Source organism: Bacillus sp. JCM 19034 (assembly GCF_001310635.1).
GTDB lineage: Bacteria > Bacillota > Bacilli > Bacillales > Bacillaceae_D > Halalkalibacter.
The window spans coordinates 193694-214008 of sequence record NZ_BAXR01000002.1 but is presented as its reverse complement, the minus strand read 5'-3'; the positions used below and the strand labels follow the sequence as shown (position 1 = coordinate 214008).

General features: G+C 37.3%; 16 protein-coding genes, 4 pseudogenes and 1 other annotated feature (1 of these 21 cut by a window edge). Of the genes and pseudogenes, 6 read left to right on the top strand and 14 right to left on the bottom strand.

The genetic code is table 11. The annotated features are described in order from the left end of the window. Nucleotides 1-15: 15 nt before the first annotated feature. Nucleotides 16-1088, bottom strand: a pseudogene (locus JCM19034_RS04585) (M42 family metallopeptidase). A gap of 388 nt (nucleotides 1089-1476) precedes the next feature. Here JCM19034_RS04585 and JCM19034_RS22850 point away from each other — a divergent pair. After that, on the top strand, nucleotides 1477-1662 hold the full coding sequence (locus tag JCM19034_RS22850) for a PepSY domain-containing protein (protein WP_231686807.1): 186 nt from the start codon (nucleotides 1477-1479) through the stop codon (nucleotides 1660-1662). Nucleotides 1663-1726: 64 nt separating this feature from the next. Here the strand turns inward: JCM19034_RS22850 and trmB are convergent, their stop codons facing one another. Continuing rightward, complete coding sequence (trmB, locus tag JCM19034_RS04575) at nucleotides 1727-2374, bottom strand: tRNA (guanosine(46)-N7)-methyltransferase TrmB (RefSeq protein WP_062047685.1); 648 nt, start codon at nucleotides 2372-2374, stop codon at nucleotides 1727-1729. 95 nt (nucleotides 2375-2469) lie between these two features. On the opposite strand from trmB, the gene JCM19034_RS04570 reads away from it, so the two are divergent. After that, a complete protein-coding gene (locus tag JCM19034_RS04570; RefSeq protein WP_062047683.1) occupies nucleotides 2470-2745 on the top strand; it encodes a YtzH-like family protein in 276 nt (91 codons plus the stop codon). A 62-nt stretch (nucleotides 2746-2807) separates the two neighbouring features. Here the strand turns inward: JCM19034_RS04570 and JCM19034_RS04565 are convergent, their stop codons facing one another. Next, nucleotides 2808-3605, bottom strand: a complete 798-nt coding sequence (locus JCM19034_RS04565) for a phosphotransferase family protein (RefSeq protein WP_062048114.1) — start codon at nucleotides 3603-3605, stop codon at nucleotides 2808-2810. A gap of 475 nt (nucleotides 3606-4080) precedes the next feature. Between JCM19034_RS04565 and purU the strand changes: the two genes are divergently transcribed. Continuing rightward, nucleotides 4081-4929: a formyltetrahydrofolate deformylase gene (gene purU / locus JCM19034_RS04560; protein ID WP_062047681.1), complete on the top strand. Its 849-nt coding sequence runs from the start codon at nucleotides 4081-4083 to the stop codon at nucleotides 4927-4929. A 134-nt stretch (nucleotides 4930-5063) separates the two neighbouring features. Here purU and JCM19034_RS04555 read toward each other — a convergent pair whose 3' ends face one another. The 4 genes and pseudogenes from JCM19034_RS04555 to JCM19034_RS04540 form a co-directional block, all read right to left on the bottom strand. Beyond that, nucleotides 5064-5357: a hypothetical protein gene (locus tag JCM19034_RS04555; RefSeq protein ID WP_062047679.1), complete on the bottom strand. Its 294-nt coding sequence runs from the start codon at nucleotides 5355-5357 to the stop codon at nucleotides 5064-5066. A gap of 12 nt (nucleotides 5358-5369) precedes the next feature. Then, nucleotides 5370-6251 carry a nuclease-related domain-containing protein gene (locus JCM19034_RS04550; protein WP_062047676.1) on the bottom strand — a complete coding sequence of 294 codons (882 nt, stop codon included), beginning with the start codon at nucleotides 6249-6251 and terminating at the stop codon, nucleotides 5370-5372. 37 nt (nucleotides 6252-6288) lie between these two features. After that, a pseudogene (locus JCM19034_RS04545) lies at nucleotides 6289-6977 on the bottom strand (LrgB family protein). Continuing rightward, nucleotides 6974-7342: a CidA/LrgA family protein gene (locus tag JCM19034_RS04540; protein WP_062047674.1), complete on the bottom strand. Its 369-nt coding sequence runs from the start codon at nucleotides 7340-7342 to the stop codon at nucleotides 6974-6976. Before JCM19034_RS04540 ends, JCM19034_RS04545 begins: the two are co-directional and overlap by 4 nt. A 98-nt stretch (nucleotides 7343-7440) precedes the next feature. Between JCM19034_RS04540 and cysK the strand changes: the two genes are divergently transcribed. Next, nucleotides 7441-8376, top strand: coding sequence for a cysteine synthase A (gene cysK / locus JCM19034_RS04535; protein ID WP_062047672.1), 936 nt, complete (start codon nucleotides 7441-7443; stop codon nucleotides 8374-8376). Between the two features lie 138 nt (nucleotides 8377-8514). Here cysK and pepV read toward each other — a convergent pair. After that, nucleotides 8515-9931, bottom strand: a pseudogene (gene pepV / locus JCM19034_RS04530) (dipeptidase PepV). Between the two features lie 260 nt (nucleotides 9932-10191). Here pepV and JCM19034_RS04525 point away from each other — a divergent pair. Further along, nucleotides 10192-10410: a DeoR family transcriptional regulator gene (locus JCM19034_RS04525; RefSeq protein WP_062047670.1), complete on the top strand. Its 219-nt coding sequence runs from the start codon at nucleotides 10192-10194 to the stop codon at nucleotides 10408-10410. A gap of 43 nt (nucleotides 10411-10453) precedes the next feature. On the opposite strand, the gene JCM19034_RS04520 is transcribed toward JCM19034_RS04525, so the two are convergent. The 5 genes from JCM19034_RS04520 to JCM19034_RS04500 form a co-directional block, all read right to left on the bottom strand. Beyond that, complete coding sequence (locus JCM19034_RS04520) at nucleotides 10454-11164, bottom strand: pseudouridine synthase (protein WP_062047668.1); 711 nt, start codon at nucleotides 11162-11164, stop codon at nucleotides 10454-10456. Further along, entirely contained in the window at nucleotides 11161-11841 is a 681-nt protein-coding gene (locus JCM19034_RS04515) for an NAD(P)-binding domain-containing protein (protein ID WP_062047666.1), read from the bottom strand. The genes JCM19034_RS04520 and JCM19034_RS04515 overlap by 4 nt, the downstream gene beginning before the upstream one ends. 100 nt (nucleotides 11842-11941) lie before the next feature. Next, complete coding sequence (rodA, locus tag JCM19034_RS04510) at nucleotides 11942-13129, bottom strand: rod shape-determining protein RodA (protein WP_062047664.1); 1188 nt, start codon at nucleotides 13127-13129, stop codon at nucleotides 11942-11944. A 31-nt stretch (nucleotides 13130-13160) separates the two neighbouring features. Further along, nucleotides 13161-14315, bottom strand: a complete 1155-nt coding sequence (gene ftsW, locus JCM19034_RS04505) for a putative lipid II flippase FtsW (RefSeq protein WP_062047662.1) — start codon at nucleotides 14313-14315, stop codon at nucleotides 13161-13163. Nucleotides 14316-14443: 128 nt separating this feature from the next. After that, nucleotides 14444-16081, bottom strand: coding sequence for a polysaccharide biosynthesis protein (locus JCM19034_RS04500; RefSeq protein WP_062047660.1), 1638 nt, complete (start codon nucleotides 16079-16081; stop codon nucleotides 14444-14446). Between the two features lie 339 nt (nucleotides 16082-16420). On the opposite strand from JCM19034_RS04500, the gene JCM19034_RS04495 reads away from it, so the two are divergent. Continuing rightward, on the top strand, nucleotides 16421-17686 hold the full coding sequence (locus JCM19034_RS04495; RefSeq protein ID WP_062047658.1) for an NAD(P)/FAD-dependent oxidoreductase: 1266 nt from the start codon (nucleotides 16421-16423) through the stop codon (nucleotides 17684-17686). Between the two features lie 58 nt (nucleotides 17687-17744). On the opposite strand, the pseudogene leuS reads toward JCM19034_RS04495, so the two are convergent. After that, nucleotides 17745-20168: pseudogene (gene leuS / locus JCM19034_RS04490) on the bottom strand (leucine--tRNA ligase). 76 nt (nucleotides 20169-20244) lie between these two features. Beyond that, nucleotides 20245-20315: a binding site (T-box leader), on the bottom strand; it runs 152 nt beyond the window's last position.

The following is a 20315-nucleotide window of genomic DNA, read 5'->3' as shown; positions in this document are numbered from 1 at the left end:
TCCACCTTTCAATTGTTAGCTATTAGATTGAATCGTTTTTAACGTTGTTAAATCTGAAGCCTTTACGAGTTTGATAAGTAGTTCTTTAGCTGCTGCATAATCATCAATATGTATGATTGAAGCCGAAGTATGAATATATCTCGCACATATTCCAATTACAGCCGATGGAACCCCCTCGCCCGTTATATGTACACGACCAGCATCTGTTCCACCTTGAGAAATGAAATATTGATAAGGGATGTTATGAGTTTCTGCTGTATCTAAAATAAATTCTCTCATGCCATAATGTGTCACCATAGAACGGTCAAAAATGCGCAATAGTGCCCCCTTGCCTAATTGTCCAAAAGCATCTTTACCTCCTGTTGCATCGTTAGCCGGACTTGCATCTAATGCATAAAACAAATCTGGTTTAATCATATTCGCTGCCGTCGCCGCTCCCCTTAAGCCAACTTCCTCTTGCACAGTTGCACCAGAATATAATACATTTGGTAGCGAATCGCTTTTTAATTCTTTTAACAATTCGATTGCCAAACCAACACCATAGCGATTATCCCATGCTTTTGCGAGGATTTTTTTTGAATTAGCCATCTGCGTAAATGGGCATACAGGAACAATTTGTTGCCCAGCTTTACACCAATACTTAGTGCATCTTCTTTATCATCTGCACCAATATCGATATACATATTTTTCATAGCCATTGGTTTTTTTCTTTGCGATTCTTCTAATAAATGCGGGGGAGTTGAACCAATTACTCCAATAACAGGACCAGATTCAGTCATAATTTGTACACGTTGGGCAAGTAATACTTGGCTCCACCATCCACCTAACGTCTGAAAACGTACAAGCCCATTTTTACTTATCGATGTCACCATGAAGCCTACTTCATCCATATGACCGGCAACCATAACGCGTGGGCCTTGATTATCTCCGCGCATCACACCAAAAACACTCCCTAATCGGTCTTGAATCACTTCATCAGTATATTTTTCTAATTGTTCACGTACAAATTTCCTAACATCATGTTCAAAGCCAGGAGCACCTTGTAATTCTGTTAAAGTCTTAAATAGTAATAACGTTTCTGCGTTCATCATCATAACTCCTTTCTAAATTATCTATAAGATAAACCTACGAGGCCTTTCTTATCTGACAGTTGTTACATAAAAGTTGGATGAAAATGGATGTAATAAACAGAGAACAGAATTTACCTCCATAACAAAATTGAAAATCTCCGTCCTCTCATTTTAGCTAATTTTTCTATTTCATGCTACTTTGTTCTAAAACTTGGTCATCATTGCTTTTTTTTGTATACTACAACTGAACAACTGCTATTCAAAAATAGAAAGGACGATTCACGATGAGTATAAAACGTTTTCTCGTTGGGGTAAGTATTGGGATTTCAATTGGTTTATGGCTACAAGCTAAAAACAGCCCAAAAAGCGTTACTCCTGAGGTGCATTAAAAAAAGTAAAGGATACAATGGCTGACAGCTATCACATTACAGGTTCTTGGATCCACATGGTTCCTGAATCCATTGAGCGTCAATCAATTAACTATGATGTGTACCGAGGTGGAATTTCAACAAATACGGACGATGGTACAGTTCAGTATGAGTTTTTAGTTGAGAAAGAAAGTGGAGCAATTTTAGAGTTAAATCCATTATAATAACTCGTAAGGCTCTAAAAAAGTGTCAAAGAGGATACGATTAGCCTCTTTGACACCTCCATTATCACTTTTCCTTTTTGAAACAAGCCTCACAACGATAAATTCGCATACCCTTCTTGGAGAACTTCTCCTCATATTCAGTCATTATATTTCCTTCAAACCCACTTTTGTGTAAATCAAGGCTAACATTTTTAATCGTTAAACCAAATCTCGAGAAGCTTTCTAATGAATATTCAAAAAGTCCTTGATTATCAGTTTTCAAATGAATTTCTCCCTCTGAATGAAGAATCGTCTCATATAACGATAAATAATCTTTATATGTTAATCGCCTTTTCTCATGTCGATTTTTCGGCCAAGGATCCGTAAAGTTAATGAACACACGACTAATTTCATTTACCTCAAAAAAGTGCAATAGTTCCATAACATCTTCATTTAAAAATTTTAAATTAGGTAATTCTACGTTTTTAACTCGTTCTAAAGCTGTTAACAAAACAGAATCGTACTTTTCAATCCCGATAAAATTAATGTTTGGGTTCTTTTCAGCCATACCTGTTAGAAACTTCCCTTTTCCTGTTCCTACTTCAATATAAATTGGATTATTATTATCAAAAAGCTCTTGCCACTTTCCTTTATGCAGATTAGGTTCTTGTACGATAATATGAGGAAAGCTTGCCAATTCATCTTTAGCCCAAGGCTTATGACGCAATCTCACATTTAACACCCCTTCAATAGTTCTTATCTATTATAGAATATATTTTCCTTGATCGGATACGCTAAGATTAATTCAATTTGAAAGGAGCCTACAGTATGCCAATTACTTCTCAAACTAAGCTTCAGCTCTTAAAAGATCTCCTGCAAAATCAAGCTAATGAGCATTATATGACAACTCATGAGGCCGCTCAAATTGAACGTTTAGTGACAAGCCTGGCAAACGATTCTTCTTTACAACCAGAATTAAGGGCTACACTTTCTTCAATTCGCCAACTGCACACATTAGATCACCAACATTTCCTAACGAAGAAATTAGTCAATGGATCAATAACCTTAACGCTGATTAATATTGATTCATTCCCATGGAAATAAAAAACAAGCCATTAATTAGAGGGTGCATCAAACAGTTTACGACCATTTGCGGCACCCTCTAATTAAGACGGTAATAAACTATTTAAATAGCCTTTTAATTGCTCTACTTCATCGAACTGTTTACGTTCAAGATGCCAAATTAAAACAGATATCGATTGTGAAACAACATACCAATGCATTCTTTCTCGTAACGAGTGGTCTAATTCAACACCATATTGAGCTAACCAATCCTCCCACTCAGCTTCAGTAATATAGGAATAAAGCAATAAACCTAAGTCAATTGCTGGATCTGCTACTTTAGCACCGTCCCAATCGACTAGAAATAACTGGTCTTCTTCATCAAGCATCCAATTATTATGGTTAATGTCACAATGACAAACAACATAATGATGAAAACGGACCACATCTAACTTATTGACTAAATACTTCATCGCTTTTTCAATAACAAGATCATTAACGACATGATGTGTTTGTAGTTGTAACTTAAGATTCTCAACAATACGATAAGGCGTTAAAGGCTCATTTCCGATCCGTTTAAACATGGCAAGCAATTCACTAGAATTATGAATTTTGGCTAAAAGCGAAGCTACTCGATCTTGTTTCATTTCATACGCCTTTAGCTCACGCCCTTTCAGCAAACGTTGAGCCGTAACGACGTCTCCATTTTCAAGCCTTCTTGTCCATAGTAATTTCGGAACGATCCCTTCAGCCGAAAGAACAGCTAGAAACGGAGATGAGTTCCGTTTTAAGAAAACGGTTTGCTCACCTTGTTGAGCAATATATGCTTCTCCTGTTACCCCTCCAGCTGGCAATACCTTCCAGCCATCACCTAAAAATTGTTCCACTCGATTCACCCTCATTTTCATTCACTGTCTTTCCTTTTAAGAAATCGAAGCCGAACACAAAACGCTCATACCTTACCGTAAAATAAGTTTTTACTCAGAAAAGCATAAGTTCACCTTCATTTGCCACCAAATATCGCCTATAATTTCCATGTGATTTATTTACATTATTTATATTATCGTTCTAGTATAAAAACAGAGAAAGCAGAGCTGCAACCGCCCGGCTCTGCTCAGGAACATACGACACCTAATATAATTTATCCTATCAGAGATGACTATGACCCGTCAATCTTATTGTTACTATTATTTCATTTTACAAATATACTATTCACATATATGAGACAATCATTTAACATACATTGACAAAGTCATGTATGATTTGCTTCAATATGTAAGTTCCCTTTTACTTAAATCCTGTATTTTCGTATAATAAATTAAAGTTGCTTTTATCAATATTTATCAAAAATCAATCGCACAAAGTGGAGGATCAATAATGTCAGAAATTCGTTTATTAATATCTTGTCAAGATAAACCCGGTATCGTAGCAGCAGTTTCAACATTTTTACAAAATAAGGATGCCAATATCATTCAATCGGATCAATATTCTACAGATCCATCTGGTGGAATGTTCTTCATGCGTGTAGAATTTGACTTATATGGTTCTTATCAACTAGATGATCTAAGGCAATCTTTCAAAGAAATAGCTAATCAATTTTCAATGGATTGGCGGATGGAACTCGCAGAAAGAAAAAAGAAAATGGCTATCTTTGTTTCAAAAGAAGATCATTGTCTTTTAGAATTACTTTGGAAATGGAAAGCTGGGGAATTACAAGCTGATATTCCATTAATTATTAGCAACCATAAAGATTTGCAAAAAGAAGTAGAGTCGTATGGAATATCATTTTTCCATATTCCAGTAACGAAGGAAACAAAGGCAGCAGCGGAACAACAAGCTATAGAACTTTTGAAAAAATACGAAGTTGATTTCATCGTCTTAGCACGGTACATGCAAATTTTATCACCAACTTTTGTCGCAGCATTTCCTAAACGGATCATAAATATTCACCATTCATTTCTGCCAGCTTTTATTGGGGCAAATCCTTATGCTAAAGCATTTGAACGAGGTGTTAAATTAATCGGTGCAACAGCACATTATGTTACCGATGATTTAGACGAAGGACCAATTATCGAGCAGGATGTATTACGAGTTAATCACCGCTACACAACAAACAAGCTTAAAATAGCGGGCCGTCAAGTTGAGCGACTCGTACTGGCAAAGGCGGTATCATGGCATTTAAATGACCAAATTATCGTTTATGGAAATAAGACAGTCGTATTCTAAAACAAATTCATCTAACGAAAAGCGTCGAGTGCAGCTGTTACAACGAGTAATGGCTTCATCCGACGCTTTTCCTAAATTAACTCTATACATCTTACAAAATGTCTTTTGAATCGACCCTAATTTTGACACTTATCCTATATCTCCAATTTTTTTAATTCCTCATTAATCCAATCAAATTCTTTCTGTTCCATTTCCTTTTCTATAAAAAAAATTTGTGCTGCAGCTTTTACTTCAGGCAATCGGTTAATGCCATGTTTTCGTATCCACTGGTAAAGTGCCTCTTCTAAACCCTGCTTTGCTTCTTTAACTGTCAGGCCAAACGATACGCAATAATCAAGTTCCGCTATTTCAATCATTATCTCACTTTTACCTGTCCAGCTTTTTACTTTTCGTACAATCCAATGAAAATCACTCGGCCTATACTTCAAGCAAACGTCCCCCTACTCTGTTTCGACTTCCTTATTTTCATCTCTATTTTTATTAACGCAATCACCTAATAACAATGTCGCTATTTGTACTTGACTATGTTTAATTGGCGTTGGATGACTTTGTATTTTCTCGACCCACTTTTGAAAGTCACGTTTATCTACAAATGTCACATTCAATCCATGTAATTTATAATCAATCATCCCATTACGACAAAGAACGATAGATTTTATAGGGAAAGCAATATTCTCTTCTTTTAACCGTTCCTCAATCACAACTCGCATTCTTTTTAATGATATGAGTGGATTTATTCGTTGTCTTCGCGTTTGTTCTACATACTCAAACCAATATCGCCCAGTCCGTGCTTCAAAAATACTATGTTCTTTTCCGTTTAGAACCGTGATACACATGATTTCAGTTGGACTAATTAATACGATGTCTAAATCTACTTCCGCTTTTTTATGAAAGAAAACAGGATGATACATTAAAAAATAGCTATCAGGAATTTGTTGAGTAAAAAATCGTAACCATTCGTCCTTTTCAAAATCTTCGTCTATCTTTCGTTCTCCTTCCTTCATAGAAGTGGCCCATTTGATTTGGATTTGGAATAGTTCATCCGTATACTGTTTTTTTAATTGCTCGAAAGTCCTCTCTTGTTTATGATTATCATTTTGATTCACACGAAATATTTTCATTAATTTATTATATACAGTTTGTAATGAGGTTTTTTCCGCAAGCTCTTGTTTATCTTCATCACTTTGAAATTGCCATTGTTCCCATTCTGTTTTTAAATAATACCATCTTTCTTTTTTATAACGTGTATATTGACTTGGATATCGTTGAATATCATATTGATAACGTGATGTGTAATCTTTCAATTTAATTAAATGAGCCACTTTAGTACCTCCAATTGCTTACTCAATCCTAGTTTCTTCAGTATAATAGAAAAACGAGAAGCGGAGCAATAATTGAAACGAAAATGGCACTAATCGTCATTGCTATAGAACTAATCGCCCCTTCTTCCTCACCATACTCCAATGCTTTTGCCGTTCCAATAGCATGAGAGGCACTTCCTAAGCCAATTCCACGTGCAAGTGGATGTTCAATCTTAAACAATATAAAAACATAGCTTGATAGAACAGAACCGCCAATTCCAGCTACTGCAACGAAAACAGCAGCTAACGCCGGTACTCCACCTAATGATTGAGCGATATCCATGGCTACTGGAGCTGTAACAGATTTAGGAACAATCGACAAATGTAATTCTTTAGCTACATCTACTAAACTCGCTAACAATAATCCTGTACTAATTCCAATAATCGCACCGATACTAACACTGACGATAATCGGCTTGACATACTTCTTCACTAAAGGTAATTGTCGGTATAGCGGAAGCGCTAAAGCAATGACGCTGGGCCCAATAAATAATCTAACCACTTTGCACCGATATAATAAGTTTCATAAGGAATATCAAAAACCGTTAGTAGAATCATAATGCTAGAAGTCGCTGTTAAAATAGGTAGTAAAAATGGCGATGTCCAGCGTTTATAAAGAACCTTTGCCAGTAGATAGGCAGCAAATGTTATACCCAACCCAAATAGTGTTATGATAATAAAGTTCATGCATGCTCATCTCCTTTTTCCTTAACCATCTTTTGAGAAATGAGACTAGAAAAACACATGACCATAGCTGTGCTAAATAGTGCTATCAATAATAAAAGTCCGGCCTTCCCTTTAAATAACGGTAAATATGGTAAAGCCCCGACTGTTACTGGAATAAATAGTAATGGTAAATGGTTTAATAAAAACGAGGCACCTTGGTCGATCCACTGTACTCGGATGAGTCGGAAGGCTAAGGCAACGAATAATAGTAACATGCCAATAATACTACCAGGGATAAATAAAGAAAAGAATTGCTGAATCCAAACACCGATATAATAAATCACGATTAAAATTAATAGTTGTAATGTTATTTGTAAATACTTCATATAACCTCCGACTTTCTAGCAAAAGATGTCTTTATTCCAAAAGTATGATTATGATACACTAATATAAGTTTCTTGACAGGAAGGAAGTGTACGATTTCATGAAAGTAGTTAATAATGTTGCTGAACTTATCGGAAAAACACCATTAGTTCGTCTAAATCGGATAACAGATCCAAATGGAGCTGCTGTCTATTTAAAAATGGAAATGCTAAATCCAAGTGGCAGTGTAAAAGACCGTGCCGCCTATCAAATGATCATCCAAGCTGAAAAAGATGGCTTACTTAATCCTGATTCGACAATTATTGAACCTACTAGTGGCAATACAGGAATCGGTATTGCGATGAACGCAGCAGCCCGTGGCTATAAAGCGATATTAGTTATGCCTGATACGATGTCACAAGAACGGATTAATTTATTAAAAGCATACGGAGCACAAGTTGTTCTAACTGACGGTGATTTAAAAATGCCTGGAGCCATCCAAAAAGCAAATGAGCTAGCGGAATCGATTCCAAACAGCTTTATTCCGATGCAATTTGATAATCAAGCCAATCCTGATGCACACCGTCATACAACAGCATTCGAAATTAAAGAAAGTCTTGATTCAATTGGACAACCCTTATCAGCCTTCGTCGCCGCTTCTGGTACAGGTGGAACAATTACAGGAACGGGCGAAAGCTTGCGAAACATGTATCCTGATGTTAGCATACATGTTGTTGAACCAGCTGGATCCCCCGTTTTATCAGGTGGTAAACCGGGTCCTCATAAATTAGTCGGTACTAGCCCAGGCTTTATCCCGTCTATTTTAAATGAAGATGTTTATGACGAAATTCATAAAATTGAAGATGCAGATGCTTATGAAATCACTCTTCGCTTAGCTCGCGAAGAAGCCATTCTTGTCGGCCCCTCCTCTGGTGCTGCTTGTTTTGCTGCACTTCAAATTGCTAAACGACTAACTCCTTCTGATACAGTAGTCGCAATTGCTTGTGACACTGGAGAACGTTATTTATCAACTGATCTCTTCGACTTTGACAAGTAAAAAAATCGCGACGCCCCTTTTAATTGAGTGCGTCTTTGGCAACCGTTACGAAGGTTTAAGTATTTCTGAAAGTAGAATTCTTTCAGAAATACTAGTAACGACCGAATCATGTCACTGTTCAGTGCCACTCATACCCCATTATTTTGCTAATTCATACATCGCATCAACATAAATTGCCGTCATCCTTACAAAATCTTCTATTAATATTGATTCATTTTTTTGGTGGGCTAAATCTTCCCTTCCAGGGAAAAGCGGGCCAAAGGCAACACCCTTTTTTAAGGCACGTGCATATGTCCCACCACCAATAGCCAACAGCTCAGCCTTCTCACCGGTATGTCGCTCATAAACGCTTTGTAACGTCTGAATAAGCTCATCGTCTTTCTCAACATAGTTAGCTCCATATGATCGATTACTTGATATTCGCCCTTGTACTTTGTTGCAACTGCAGTCAGCTTCTTTGTAATCATTTCTCCGTTCATCGTTACCGGATAACGTATATTCAAGCCTAATTTCGCCTCACCATTTTCGCTACATGTTAAGATGCCAGGATTGATCGATAAACGTCCAGATACATCATCTTCCATCTCTAACCCTAGCTGCTTTGCAAAGAAATCTTCATGTAATAAAGAAGCAAAAGTCAGAAATGTTGTAACATCCTTTTGTAAACGAATATTGTTGTTCAGAAAACACGCTAGTTCAGTTCCAGCATTATTGCCTACCTCAGGTGTTGAACCATGTGCTGCTTTTCCAAAACAGCTTAGCTTTAGTTGCTGATTAATGAGTTGTGTTTCTCCTTTAAGCCCTTTTCTTTCTAAAAAGCGGCTATACAATTCCTTTACTTTCATTAAATCATTCTGTTCTCCTTTTATGTAGACATAAGCTTCGTCTGGTACCATGTTCAACCGTTCGCCTGCAGAAAAATGAGTTAGCTTTAATGCGGATTCGTCCCTTCCATCAACTGACGTTTGCTCATTCCACGTTAACATTACATCCATGATTCCTTTTTCTGCATGGATAATTGGAAAATCTGCATCTGGTGCAAAGCCAATCATCGGCATTTCTTCATGCTTGAAATAGTGCTTAACGCAACGCCAATGGCTTTCCTCATCCGTACCTATAATAAGCTGAATTCTCTTGCTTACATGTAACCCTAACTCCTTAAGTAAAGCTAATGCGAAAAATGCAGCCATTGTCGGTGCTTTATTGTCCATTGCCCCACGAGCAATGATTGCTCCATCCATAATTTCAGCAGCAAACGGTGGTGCGATCCATCCTTTCCCATTAGCAGGAACAACGTCAATATGACATAGGACCCTACACTTTCCTTACTGTCTCCATATTCAATTAATCCAGCATAGCCATCTATATTTTTTGTTTTTAAATTGTATGTTTCCCCTAATTGCAATAAAAAACGAAGTGCCTCATCAATTCCTTTTCCGAATGGGGCAAATTCTGTCGCCGTTTTTTCATCAAGAACACTTTCAATTTTTAAAAAAGATCTAGTCAAATTGACCATTTGATCCTGTCTATCCAATACTTCTTTTTTCCAATCCATCTACTATCACCCTTTACTAAATTTAAACGTTCTTCGCTTTGCTTATTTATCTTGTCTATTGTAAAATGTAGTTAATGGAAGGTGTTATACAAAAGCAAGATCCAAGAAACCACTTAACGATACCTTTCTTAGCTTTAAATTGCAACTGTCCCTCATGTCACTGTTTGTTTGATTCTTCAATTGTAATGAGTGGTATGAAAGATCCCCTTGTTACATAGACTCTACTTAACAAAGTCATGATTAAGAAGAAGGAGTGGTTTTTGAAAACTTCAACTGATCGTATGCTGACTCGAATTAAGTCTATCTACCTTTACATTAAACAAAAGGGGGCCGTCACAACGAATGAACTAGTTGAAGAGTTCGGAACAACTCAACGTACGATCCAACGAGATTTAAATGTGCTCGAATATAACAAGCTCGTTGAGAGCCCAAGCCGTGGAAAGTGGACTGTTACTAATAAGAAAATTCGCGTGTCGTAGCCATTAAAAACCAGAGGAGCGTAATCCTCTGGTTTTTAATGGCTTAGCATTCAAACAAACGTGTCCATTCTTCATCCGTTAGTGGGCGATATTCTCCTAATTTTAAAGCTTCATCTAACGCCAAGTTTGCAATATGTGTTCGTTTTAACTCCAATACCTTCTTACCAATAGCCGCAAACATCCGCTTCACTTGATGATACTTCCCTTCCGTAATCGTTAATCGAATTGTCGATACATCCAATGCATTAATGATCGTAAGTTCGGCAGGCTTTGTCACATACCCATCATCAAGCTTGACACCATTTTCAAGTAATTCCTTATCTTCTTGAGTTACCTTTCCAGTAACTATAGCCTCATACGTTTTCGCTACATGCTTTCTTGGAGACATAAGAGAATGCGAAAATTGACCATCATTTGTTAATAATAATAACCCCTCTGTATCTTTATCCAAACGCCCTACTGGAAACGGCTCGAAACGTTGATGCTCAGGTGATAATAAGTCAATTACTGTTTTCTGAAACTCATCTTCCGTTGCCGAAATAACTCCTTTGGGCTTATTTAGCATTAAATAAATATATGGTTCGTAATGAATCCGCTCATTTTGTACGTTCACTACATCTTTTTTGACATCAACCTGTGTTTTTGCCTCTTTTATTGTCACTCCATTTACTGTAACTGCACCTTGCTTTAATAGCTTCTTCACTTCTTTTCGCGTTCCATAACCAGTATGAGAAAGTAACTTATCAAGCCTCATTGATCATCGTCCACCTTTTTTTGTACTTCATTAACAAACGTTCGGGCAAAGTGACCAAGATTACCAGATAAATAACTATTTAATACTCCAGGTACAACTTGTTTTAGCATTTGTGAAGCGATTGTTTCGGAAATAGCTTTCTTTTTTAACTCGTGTTCAACTGTCATCGCCATTTCAATCGCTGCCTTCGTTGCTAATGTATTCGCCATTAAAACTTCCTCTTCCCTCCCGATTACTACTTGTAAAAGGGGAAATAAGAAATTAATTTGATCATATTTTTCAGCCCATTCCTTTTCAAGAACAAGTATCCCACCTTGCTCTTGTTTTGCCTGCAAAGCATGGCCTGCAAATTTTAACGGAATAATCGTTTGTCCTTGAGTCAGTTCTTTTACATCATTCTTCATTAAAGCCGTTGCCATATGATAAAGGATTGCATCTTTTTTTATAATGCTTGAAGCCTCTTTAAAAAAGGAATGATAACTCGAAGCAGGGATACATAAAAATACATCATCTGCCTCGTTCAACCGCTCGATCGGAACTGCTTGTAAGTGTGAATATCTCTTTAACAACGATTGAACCGTTTCTTCATTTCGTCCATATACTCCAACTGTTTCCGAACGTTCAATACGATCAATAAGCAATGTCGCTAATTTACCAGAACCGATGATGACTTTCATGTAAATCCCCTCCTATTATATATTTCTTACTATCGAATATCGAAAACTCTCATGAAACGATTACACGCTCTTAACTTTACATTTCCTTCTTCCTACTTCTTTAGTCATCGGACTCAAACATATAATGCTTAGTTCTCATTTTAACATTTAATACGATACCTACTGCAATCATATTCGTTAAGAGTGCACTCCCACCATAACTAATAAACGGCAAAGCTAGACCCGTAATTGGCATTAACCCTATCGTCATAGCAATATTTTGAAAGACCTGAAATACTAATAGTCCAATAATCCCTGAAACTAAGTACGTTCCAAATAGATTGTTACACGTCAATGCAATGATAATCATTCGATAAAATAAAAGAAAATACGTCACTATCAAAATAACAGCACCGAAGAAGCCGAACTCTTCACCGATTACGGTAAAAATAAAATCGGTATGAATTTCAGGAACGACACCACTATGGGTTTGCACCCCTTGCATAAATCCTGAGCCATACAATTGACCAGATCCAATACCGCGAATAGCCAAGATAAGTTGATATCCAAAGGAACCTGTATATTCATAAGGGTCTAACCAACCATAAATACGTTCTAGCTGATGTTCAGCGATAAACTTTTCAAACAGTTCAAAATTTGTGTTATGAAGATAAACAAGTCCTAACAAACCAGCAATTGCTGAAAGAGCAAGTGTAAGTAATATTCTCCATGCCACTCCAGATACTAATAGCATTGTTGCTATAACACTTGCAATAACTAGTGCTGTCCCTAAATCAGGCTGACGTAAAATGAGGAAAAACGGTGGTAGCCCGATCGCAAATACTTTTAAGACAATCAATAAATCTTCTTTTAAATCTTTCTTAACACGATTTTGCGTCACTCTATATAACAAATGTGCTAAGGCAATAATAAGAAAGATTTTCATAAATTCCGAAGGCTGTGGTTCGGCAAAGCCTAAATTAAGCCAACGAGTTGCTCCATTACGAAAAACACCTAACGGAGTAAATGATACTAATAGTAAACCAATAAAACTCACGAGATATAACGGAATTGAGACCCACTTTAACAAATCATAATCGAAAAACATAATGACCATGATAATGATTGCCCCAGCAGCATAATACATTAATTGCCGCGTAACTCCCCCTCTTGGTGTTAAAAATTCTGCGTATTGAGGTGATCCAGTAAGTCCACTATAAATCGCTAATAAACTCATACACATTAAAACAAATAGTAAAAATAGGATCGTATAATCTATTTGCTGAAAAGCACTCTTCCGTTCTTCCATAGGCCCCTCCATCTAAAGAGCAGCTTTTCGCTTATGAAGCGGAAAGCTGGACGTCATCATTATTTTCTTTTAATCGGTTTTGTCGTATCGTATAACGAGAAATATTGGCCAATATTGCTAATGAAATCATTGTTACTAATAATGAAGAACCTCCATTACTAACGAGTGGAAGTGGAATTCCCGTAATCGGCAATAACCCTGTTACCGCTCCGACATTAAAGATCACTTGAATGGCTATTTGAAAGACGATCCCAAAAGCCAATAAACTTCCAAACGGATTTTTACACCTCGTTCCAATCATAACACCACGGAACAAAATAAGGGCGTGTGCACCTATTACAAATAAAACGCCAAACAAACCCAGTTCTTCAGAGATAATTGCAAAGATAAAATCAGTATGGGCCTCAGATAAATAAAAGAGCTTTTGAATACTTTGACCGAGCCCGGTTCCGCTCACTCCTCCGTGGGCAATTGCAATATACGATTGAATCAATTGCCAGCCTGAATCGAGAGGATCCGCAAAAGGATCAACAAATGATGTTAGTCGTCTTATTCGGTAATCCTCCGCCATTGAAAAGACAGCAAATAGTGAACTTCCTACAATTCCCAACCCGACTAAATGCCACCATTTTGCTCCAGAAAAGAAAACAATTAATACAGCTACAAGCATAATAGATGTTGCTGTTCCTAAGTCAGGTTGGAGCATAATTAGTCCAAAAATAACTCCGACAAGAACGAGAGGTGGCATAACCCCGCGAATAAATTGATCGATATAGGCCTGTTTTCGAGAATACACTTGTGCTAAGTAAATAATAACTGCTATTTTCACAAATTCAGATGGCTGTAAGACAAATGGTGGAATCCGAATCCAACGCGTCGCTCCCTTTTCAGATAAACCTACACCTGGTACTAATACTAGAGCTAGTGCCATAATTGATAGCACAATAAGAAACGGTGATAGTTTTTTATAAAAGTGATATGGAATATGCATGACAACAAAAAAGATAAACGTAGCCATGCCAAACCATAAAAATTGTCGCTTAAAAAAATAATAAGGGTCGGGTGTTTCCCTAGCGATTCCTAATACGTAGCTTGCACTAAAGACCATTACTAGGCCAAATAAAGCTAGAAGGAATATTGTCACTATTAAAAGCCAATCATTATCTTTTCGAAATGAATAATTCATCGCATCCTCCAACTTTATCCCTAATTCAATCTTCCTTCGTCTTTACTCTTAATTAAGTTATTACCTCATTATAGCAAAGGCAAAAAAAGAGCAAAAGAGGATATAAATAGCAACGAATGTCGAAATAGCTATTCTTCTGCATTTATTTCTTTTTCTCTTTTTAAAAATCGAAAACGATTACCTAATACTTGCCCAGCTAAATGCGAACGATATGCAAAATAGAGGAAAATGACCCCTCCGGCTCCTGTACCTAATAACAAAATGATCCACTCCATAAAACGAGAGGCTTCTTCAAACATAACTCTCATCCCTACATTAATAATCGAAACCCCTATAGCCATCAATAGAGCAAAAATAAAGATAAGCAATGCACGTTTCACTATAAATAGATAATGAAAGTCTCCATATTTCCCTATTGCCCAAATCGTTATAATGAGAGATGTGAAATAACCTAAATATGTTGCTAAAACACCACCTAAAGGTCCAAAAGTGGATAACAATAGTTGTGTTGTTAGCAATTTCATAACTAAACCTGCGGCTAAAGCAATGACCGCCACTTTTTGTTTATTTAAGCCTTGCAAGATCGCAGCCGCCACAGCAAATAACGAGAAGAATAACGTAATAGGAGCATAATACCGCAAAATATAGCCACCAATTTCAATATCCTCTAAGCCATATAACGCCCCAAAAACGGAATATGAAAGAACCGATAATCCAACTGCTGCCGGTATTGTTAAAAATAAAATTATTTGAAATGTTTGCGTGATTTGCATTTGCAACGTTTGTTTATCACCGTTTGTATACGATTTTGTTATCGTTGGAATTAATGTGACAGACAAAGCGGTTGCCAATGCCATCGGAATTAAAATGATTTTATGTGCGGTGCCTGAGAAAATACCAAAGTACGTTTCAGCCTCAACTTGATCCATACCACTAGCGATTAATGTGTTATTAAATGTAAACAGGTCAATCAACTGATAAAGAGGCAACGCTAAACCTACAAACGAAAGAGGTAGGGCATACGCAATTAATTCTTTATACATTTCTTTATAGGAAAGCTTATGATCAACCGTGCTATTATTAATTTGATCATGGATATATCGTCTCCGCTTAATCCAATAAATAATTAAGACTATTAAACCACCAACGGCACCCATAAAGGCACCAAATGTCGCAAATCCAACCGCCGTACCTAATTCCCCATTCATTACTTGTATAATAAAAAATGTCACGACAAGGATAAAGAAAATACGAACAATTTGTTCAATGACTTGTGACACAGCTGTCGGTCCCATTGATTGAAAGCCTTGAAAATAACCACGGATCACAGCCATAATCGGCACAATCACTAGAGCGACACTAACCATTCGTATCGTAAAAATAATATCCTCATGCGTATTACCGTTAAGCTCGGATGAATCGACGATAAGTGGGGCTAATGATGGAGCCAAAGTAAATAATATAAGAAAAGCAATAAAGCCAGTAATTGTTAATACGATCATCCCAGACTTAAACAAGCGATGACCTGTCCGAAAATCTCCTAATGTATGATATTTCGAAACAAATTTTGAAATCGCTAAAGGTACTCCTAATGTCGCTAAGCTAAGCAGTACCATATACGGAAGGTAACCATAATTATATAATGCAATCCCTGTTGAACCAACGATAGCAGTAAAAGGAAAAATATAAATCAAACCTAGTATTTTGGAGATCATCGTCGCAGCTGTTAATAACATCGTGCCACGCAATAATTTCTGATCAGACATCGACATACCTTCTTTCAAGCAACAAAGCTTTCCTATAAGCAAACATGCTTTTCACTATTGTTTTCATATTAATACGGTCTTTACTAGACCCTTTAAGCATTTTACCATAGAGTCAAATTTCATGCTTAATTAAAACATTGCAAAATTCTAACAATGTTTGTAATGCACAGAAATGTCTCTTTATTTCAATTTGTAAATCATTCTGCTTTTATTTTATATGGAATGGATTGTTGAACATAACCTTTACTATCATTTTTTTGTAGGCTAAATTCAGGACTTGCTTTCTAATCCAAAAATTGTTATACTTCTTTATTCTTAATTTGAGACGAGGTGGCACAAATGAAATATGACGTCATCGTGATAGGTGGTGGCCCGTCAGGTTTAATGGCTTCTATTGCAGCTGCACAGCAAGGGGTAAAGGTTTTATTACTCGATAAAGGAAATAAACTTGGCCGGAAATTGGCTATATCAGGTGGTGGGCGTTGTAACGTTACAAATCGAATGGAGACTGAGCAACTAATTGCCCATATCCCTGGAAATGGTCGTTTCATGTACAGTCCATTTTCTGTTTTCAACAACGAAAATATTATTACGTTTTTTGAAAATCTCGGTATTTCTTTAAAAGAAGAGGATCGAGGACGGATGTTCCCAATAAATGACAAGGCAACAACAGTTGTTGCGACGTTACTGAATGAAGTACAGCGACTCGGTGTAACAATCCGTACAAATACTGATGTCGAAACAATTGAGTACGCCACCGGAAAGGTTGATTATGTTCTCTTAAAAAACGGGGAACAACTGCCAACATCAGCAGTAATTATCGCAACAGGAGGAAAATCAGTTCCTCACACTGGCTCAACCGGCGATGGTTATCCTTGGGCAACAAAAGCTGGGCATACAATCACTGATCTCTATCCAACAGAGGTTCCAATCACATCTAATGAACCATTCATTCGGGATAAGACGCTGCAGGGATTATCTTTACGCGATATTCACCTTTCCGTGTTTAATCATAAAGGAAAGAAAATCATTACACATGATGGAGATATGATTTTTACTCATTTTGGTTTATCAGGTCCAGCAGCTTTACGATGTAGTCAATTTGTTGTCAAAGAAATAAAAAAAGGAAAATCGGATACAGTTAAAATGGAAATAGATCTCCTCCCAACCATTTCAGCTGAAACTCTATTTCAAACAATTGTAAAAAAAGTGAAAAACAACCCAAAAAAAGCAGTCAAAAATGTATTAAAAGGGATACTTAGTGAACGCATACTTCACTTTTTACTTGAGCGTGCTGGTATAGACATTCAAGCTGACAGTCAAGCCATTTCTTATGACTTATTTAGAACCTTTGCAGCAATATGTAAACACTTTTCCATTGATGTGAATGGAACACTCTCAATTGAAAAGGCATTTGTCACAGGCGGAGGCGTTTCAATCAAAGAAATTGAGCCGAAAACGTTGCACTCTAAGAAAATGCAAGGATTGTATTTCTGTGGTGAAGTGTTAGACATCCACGGCTACACAGGTGGATATAATATTACAGTAGCCTTTTCAACAGGCTATACAGCAGGAAAAGCCGCTGCAGAACAAGTTTTAAAATGAGTATTAACGAATAAAGACCATTCAACATATGAATCATTAGTTGAATGGTCTTTTTCTACTATCCTACAACAATATTGACAAGCTTTCCTGGTACAGCAATCACTTTCCGAACTGTTTTATCGTTAATTGCTGCTTTTATTTTGTCATCAGCTAATGCTAGCTCTTGCATTTGTTCACGTGATGCATCTGCTGGAATGATAAGCTTAGCTCGCACTTTACCATTAATTTGGGCAACGACCTCAATTTCATTTTCCACTAAATACGCTTCTTCGTATGTTGGCCATTGCTCATAAGAAATAGTCTCTTCATACCCTAGCTTATTCCAAAGCTCTTCAGCTAAATGTGGCGTAATCGGGGAAAGCATCTTCACAAACCCTTCCATTAAATCGCGTGGGAGCACATCTTGCTTATAGCCTTCATTAATAAACACCATCATTTGAGAGATAGCAACATTAAACCGCATTTCGCTCATATCTTCCGTTACTTTCTTAACGGTCTGGTGATAAGCACGAAGAAAGCTCTCGTCTCCCTTTGTCGCTTGAATTTTTTCATTTAGTTTACCTGTTTCTTCATTTACATATAGACGCCAAATTCGCTCTAAGAAACGGCGAGCCCCATCTAAGCCATTCGTTGACCATGCAATCGAACCATCTAATGGTCCCATAAACATTTCATATAAACGAAGTGTATCAGCACCATGACTTTCAACTACGTCATCTGGATTGACGACGTTGCCTTTTGACTTACTCATTTTCTCGTTGTTCTCGCCAAGAATCATGCCTTGGTTAATAACTTTTGGAATGGCTCTTTTGTTGGAACAACACCAATGTCATATAAAAACTTATGCCAAAAACGAGCATATAACAAGTGAAGCACTGCATGCTCTGCTCCTCCGATATAAATATCAACTGGAAGCCATTTTTCTAGCTTTTCTTTATCAGCAAGTGCTCTATCATTGTTCGGATCAATATAACGTAAATAATACCAGCAGCTACCTGCCATTGTGGCATCGTATTCGTTTCACGACGACCTTTTTTACCTGTTTTCGGATCCGTTACTTCAAGCCAACTAGTCTCATTAGCAAGAGGGGATTCACCTGTTCCAGAAGGACGAATCTCTTTCATTTTCGGTAATTCAAGTGGAAGTTCCTCTTCAGGTAACGTCGTCATTGTCCCATCTTCCCAATGAATGACAGGAATCGGTTCACCCCAATAGCGTTGACGACTAAACAACCAATCACGCAAACGATATGTTACTTGCTTCTTCCCATAATTGTTCGTTTCTAGCCATGCAATCATTTGCTTAATCGCTTCCTCTTTACCAAGTCCATTAAGGAATTCAGAATTCACATGCTCCCCATCACCAGTATAAGCTTCCTCTTCAATATTCCCACCAGCAACGACTTCTCGGATCGGCAAATTGAACGTTTTAGCAAATTCATAGTCACGTTCATCATGAGCTGGGACAGCCATAATGGCTCCTGTTCCGTAGCTAGCTAAAACGTAATCAGCGATCCAAATCGGCATTTTCTCTCCGTTAACTGGATTAACAGCAAATGCACCAGTAAATACGCCTGTTTTTTCTTTCGTTAGCTCTGTTCTTTCTAAGTCACTTTTCGTTGCTACTTTTTGCTTATATTTCTCAACAGCGTCCTTTTGATCTTCTGTTGTAATAAAAGATACAAGCTTATGTTCCGGAGCAAGCACCATATAAGTTGCTCCGAATAACGTATCTGGACGAGTCGTAAATACGTTTATTTCTTCATCATCATGTCCATCAACTGTAAACGTAACCTCTGCTCCCTCAGAACGCCCAATCCAATTACGCTGCATATCTTTAATACTTTCTGGCCAATCTAATTCTTCCAAATCTTCTAGTAAACGGTCAGCATAAGCGGTGATTTTTAACATCCATTGCTTCATTGGACGCCGTTCAACAGGATGATCACCACGTTCACTTTTACCATCGATAACCTCTTCATTTGCTAGCACTGTTCCAAGAGCTGGACACCAGTTAACCGCTACCTCATCAATATAAGCTAAGCCCTTCTCATAGAGCTTTGTAAATATCCACTGTGTCCACTTATAATAATTGGGATCCGTCGTGTTTACCTCTCGATCCCAATCATATGAAAATCCTAATGACTTAATTTGTCTTCGGAAATTATCAATGTTCTGTTGCGTAAATTCAGCAGGATCGTTCCCTGTATCGAGGCATATTGCTCTGCAGGCAAGCCGAAAGCATCCCATCCCATTGGATGAAGAACTTGATAGCCTTGCATTCGTTTCATACGCGATAATATATCAGTTGCCGTATAGCCTTCAGGGTGACCAACGTGTAGACCAGCTCCTGATGGATATGGAAACATATCTAGAGCGTAAAACTTCGGTTTGTCCCCTTCTTCATCATTTGTTCGAAACGTTTTATGCCCTTCCCAATACTTTTGCCACTTTTTTTCAATTTCCTTATGCGAAAACGCCATCTTCGTTCCTCCTATATGTAAATATGCTTCTTTTTGTCCATCGTTTTCTTTAAAAAAACCCCCACCCCTAACAAACGTTAGGGACGAGAGTTATAATCCCGCGGTACCACCCACATTAATGAATATATACATTCATTCGCTCAAAAC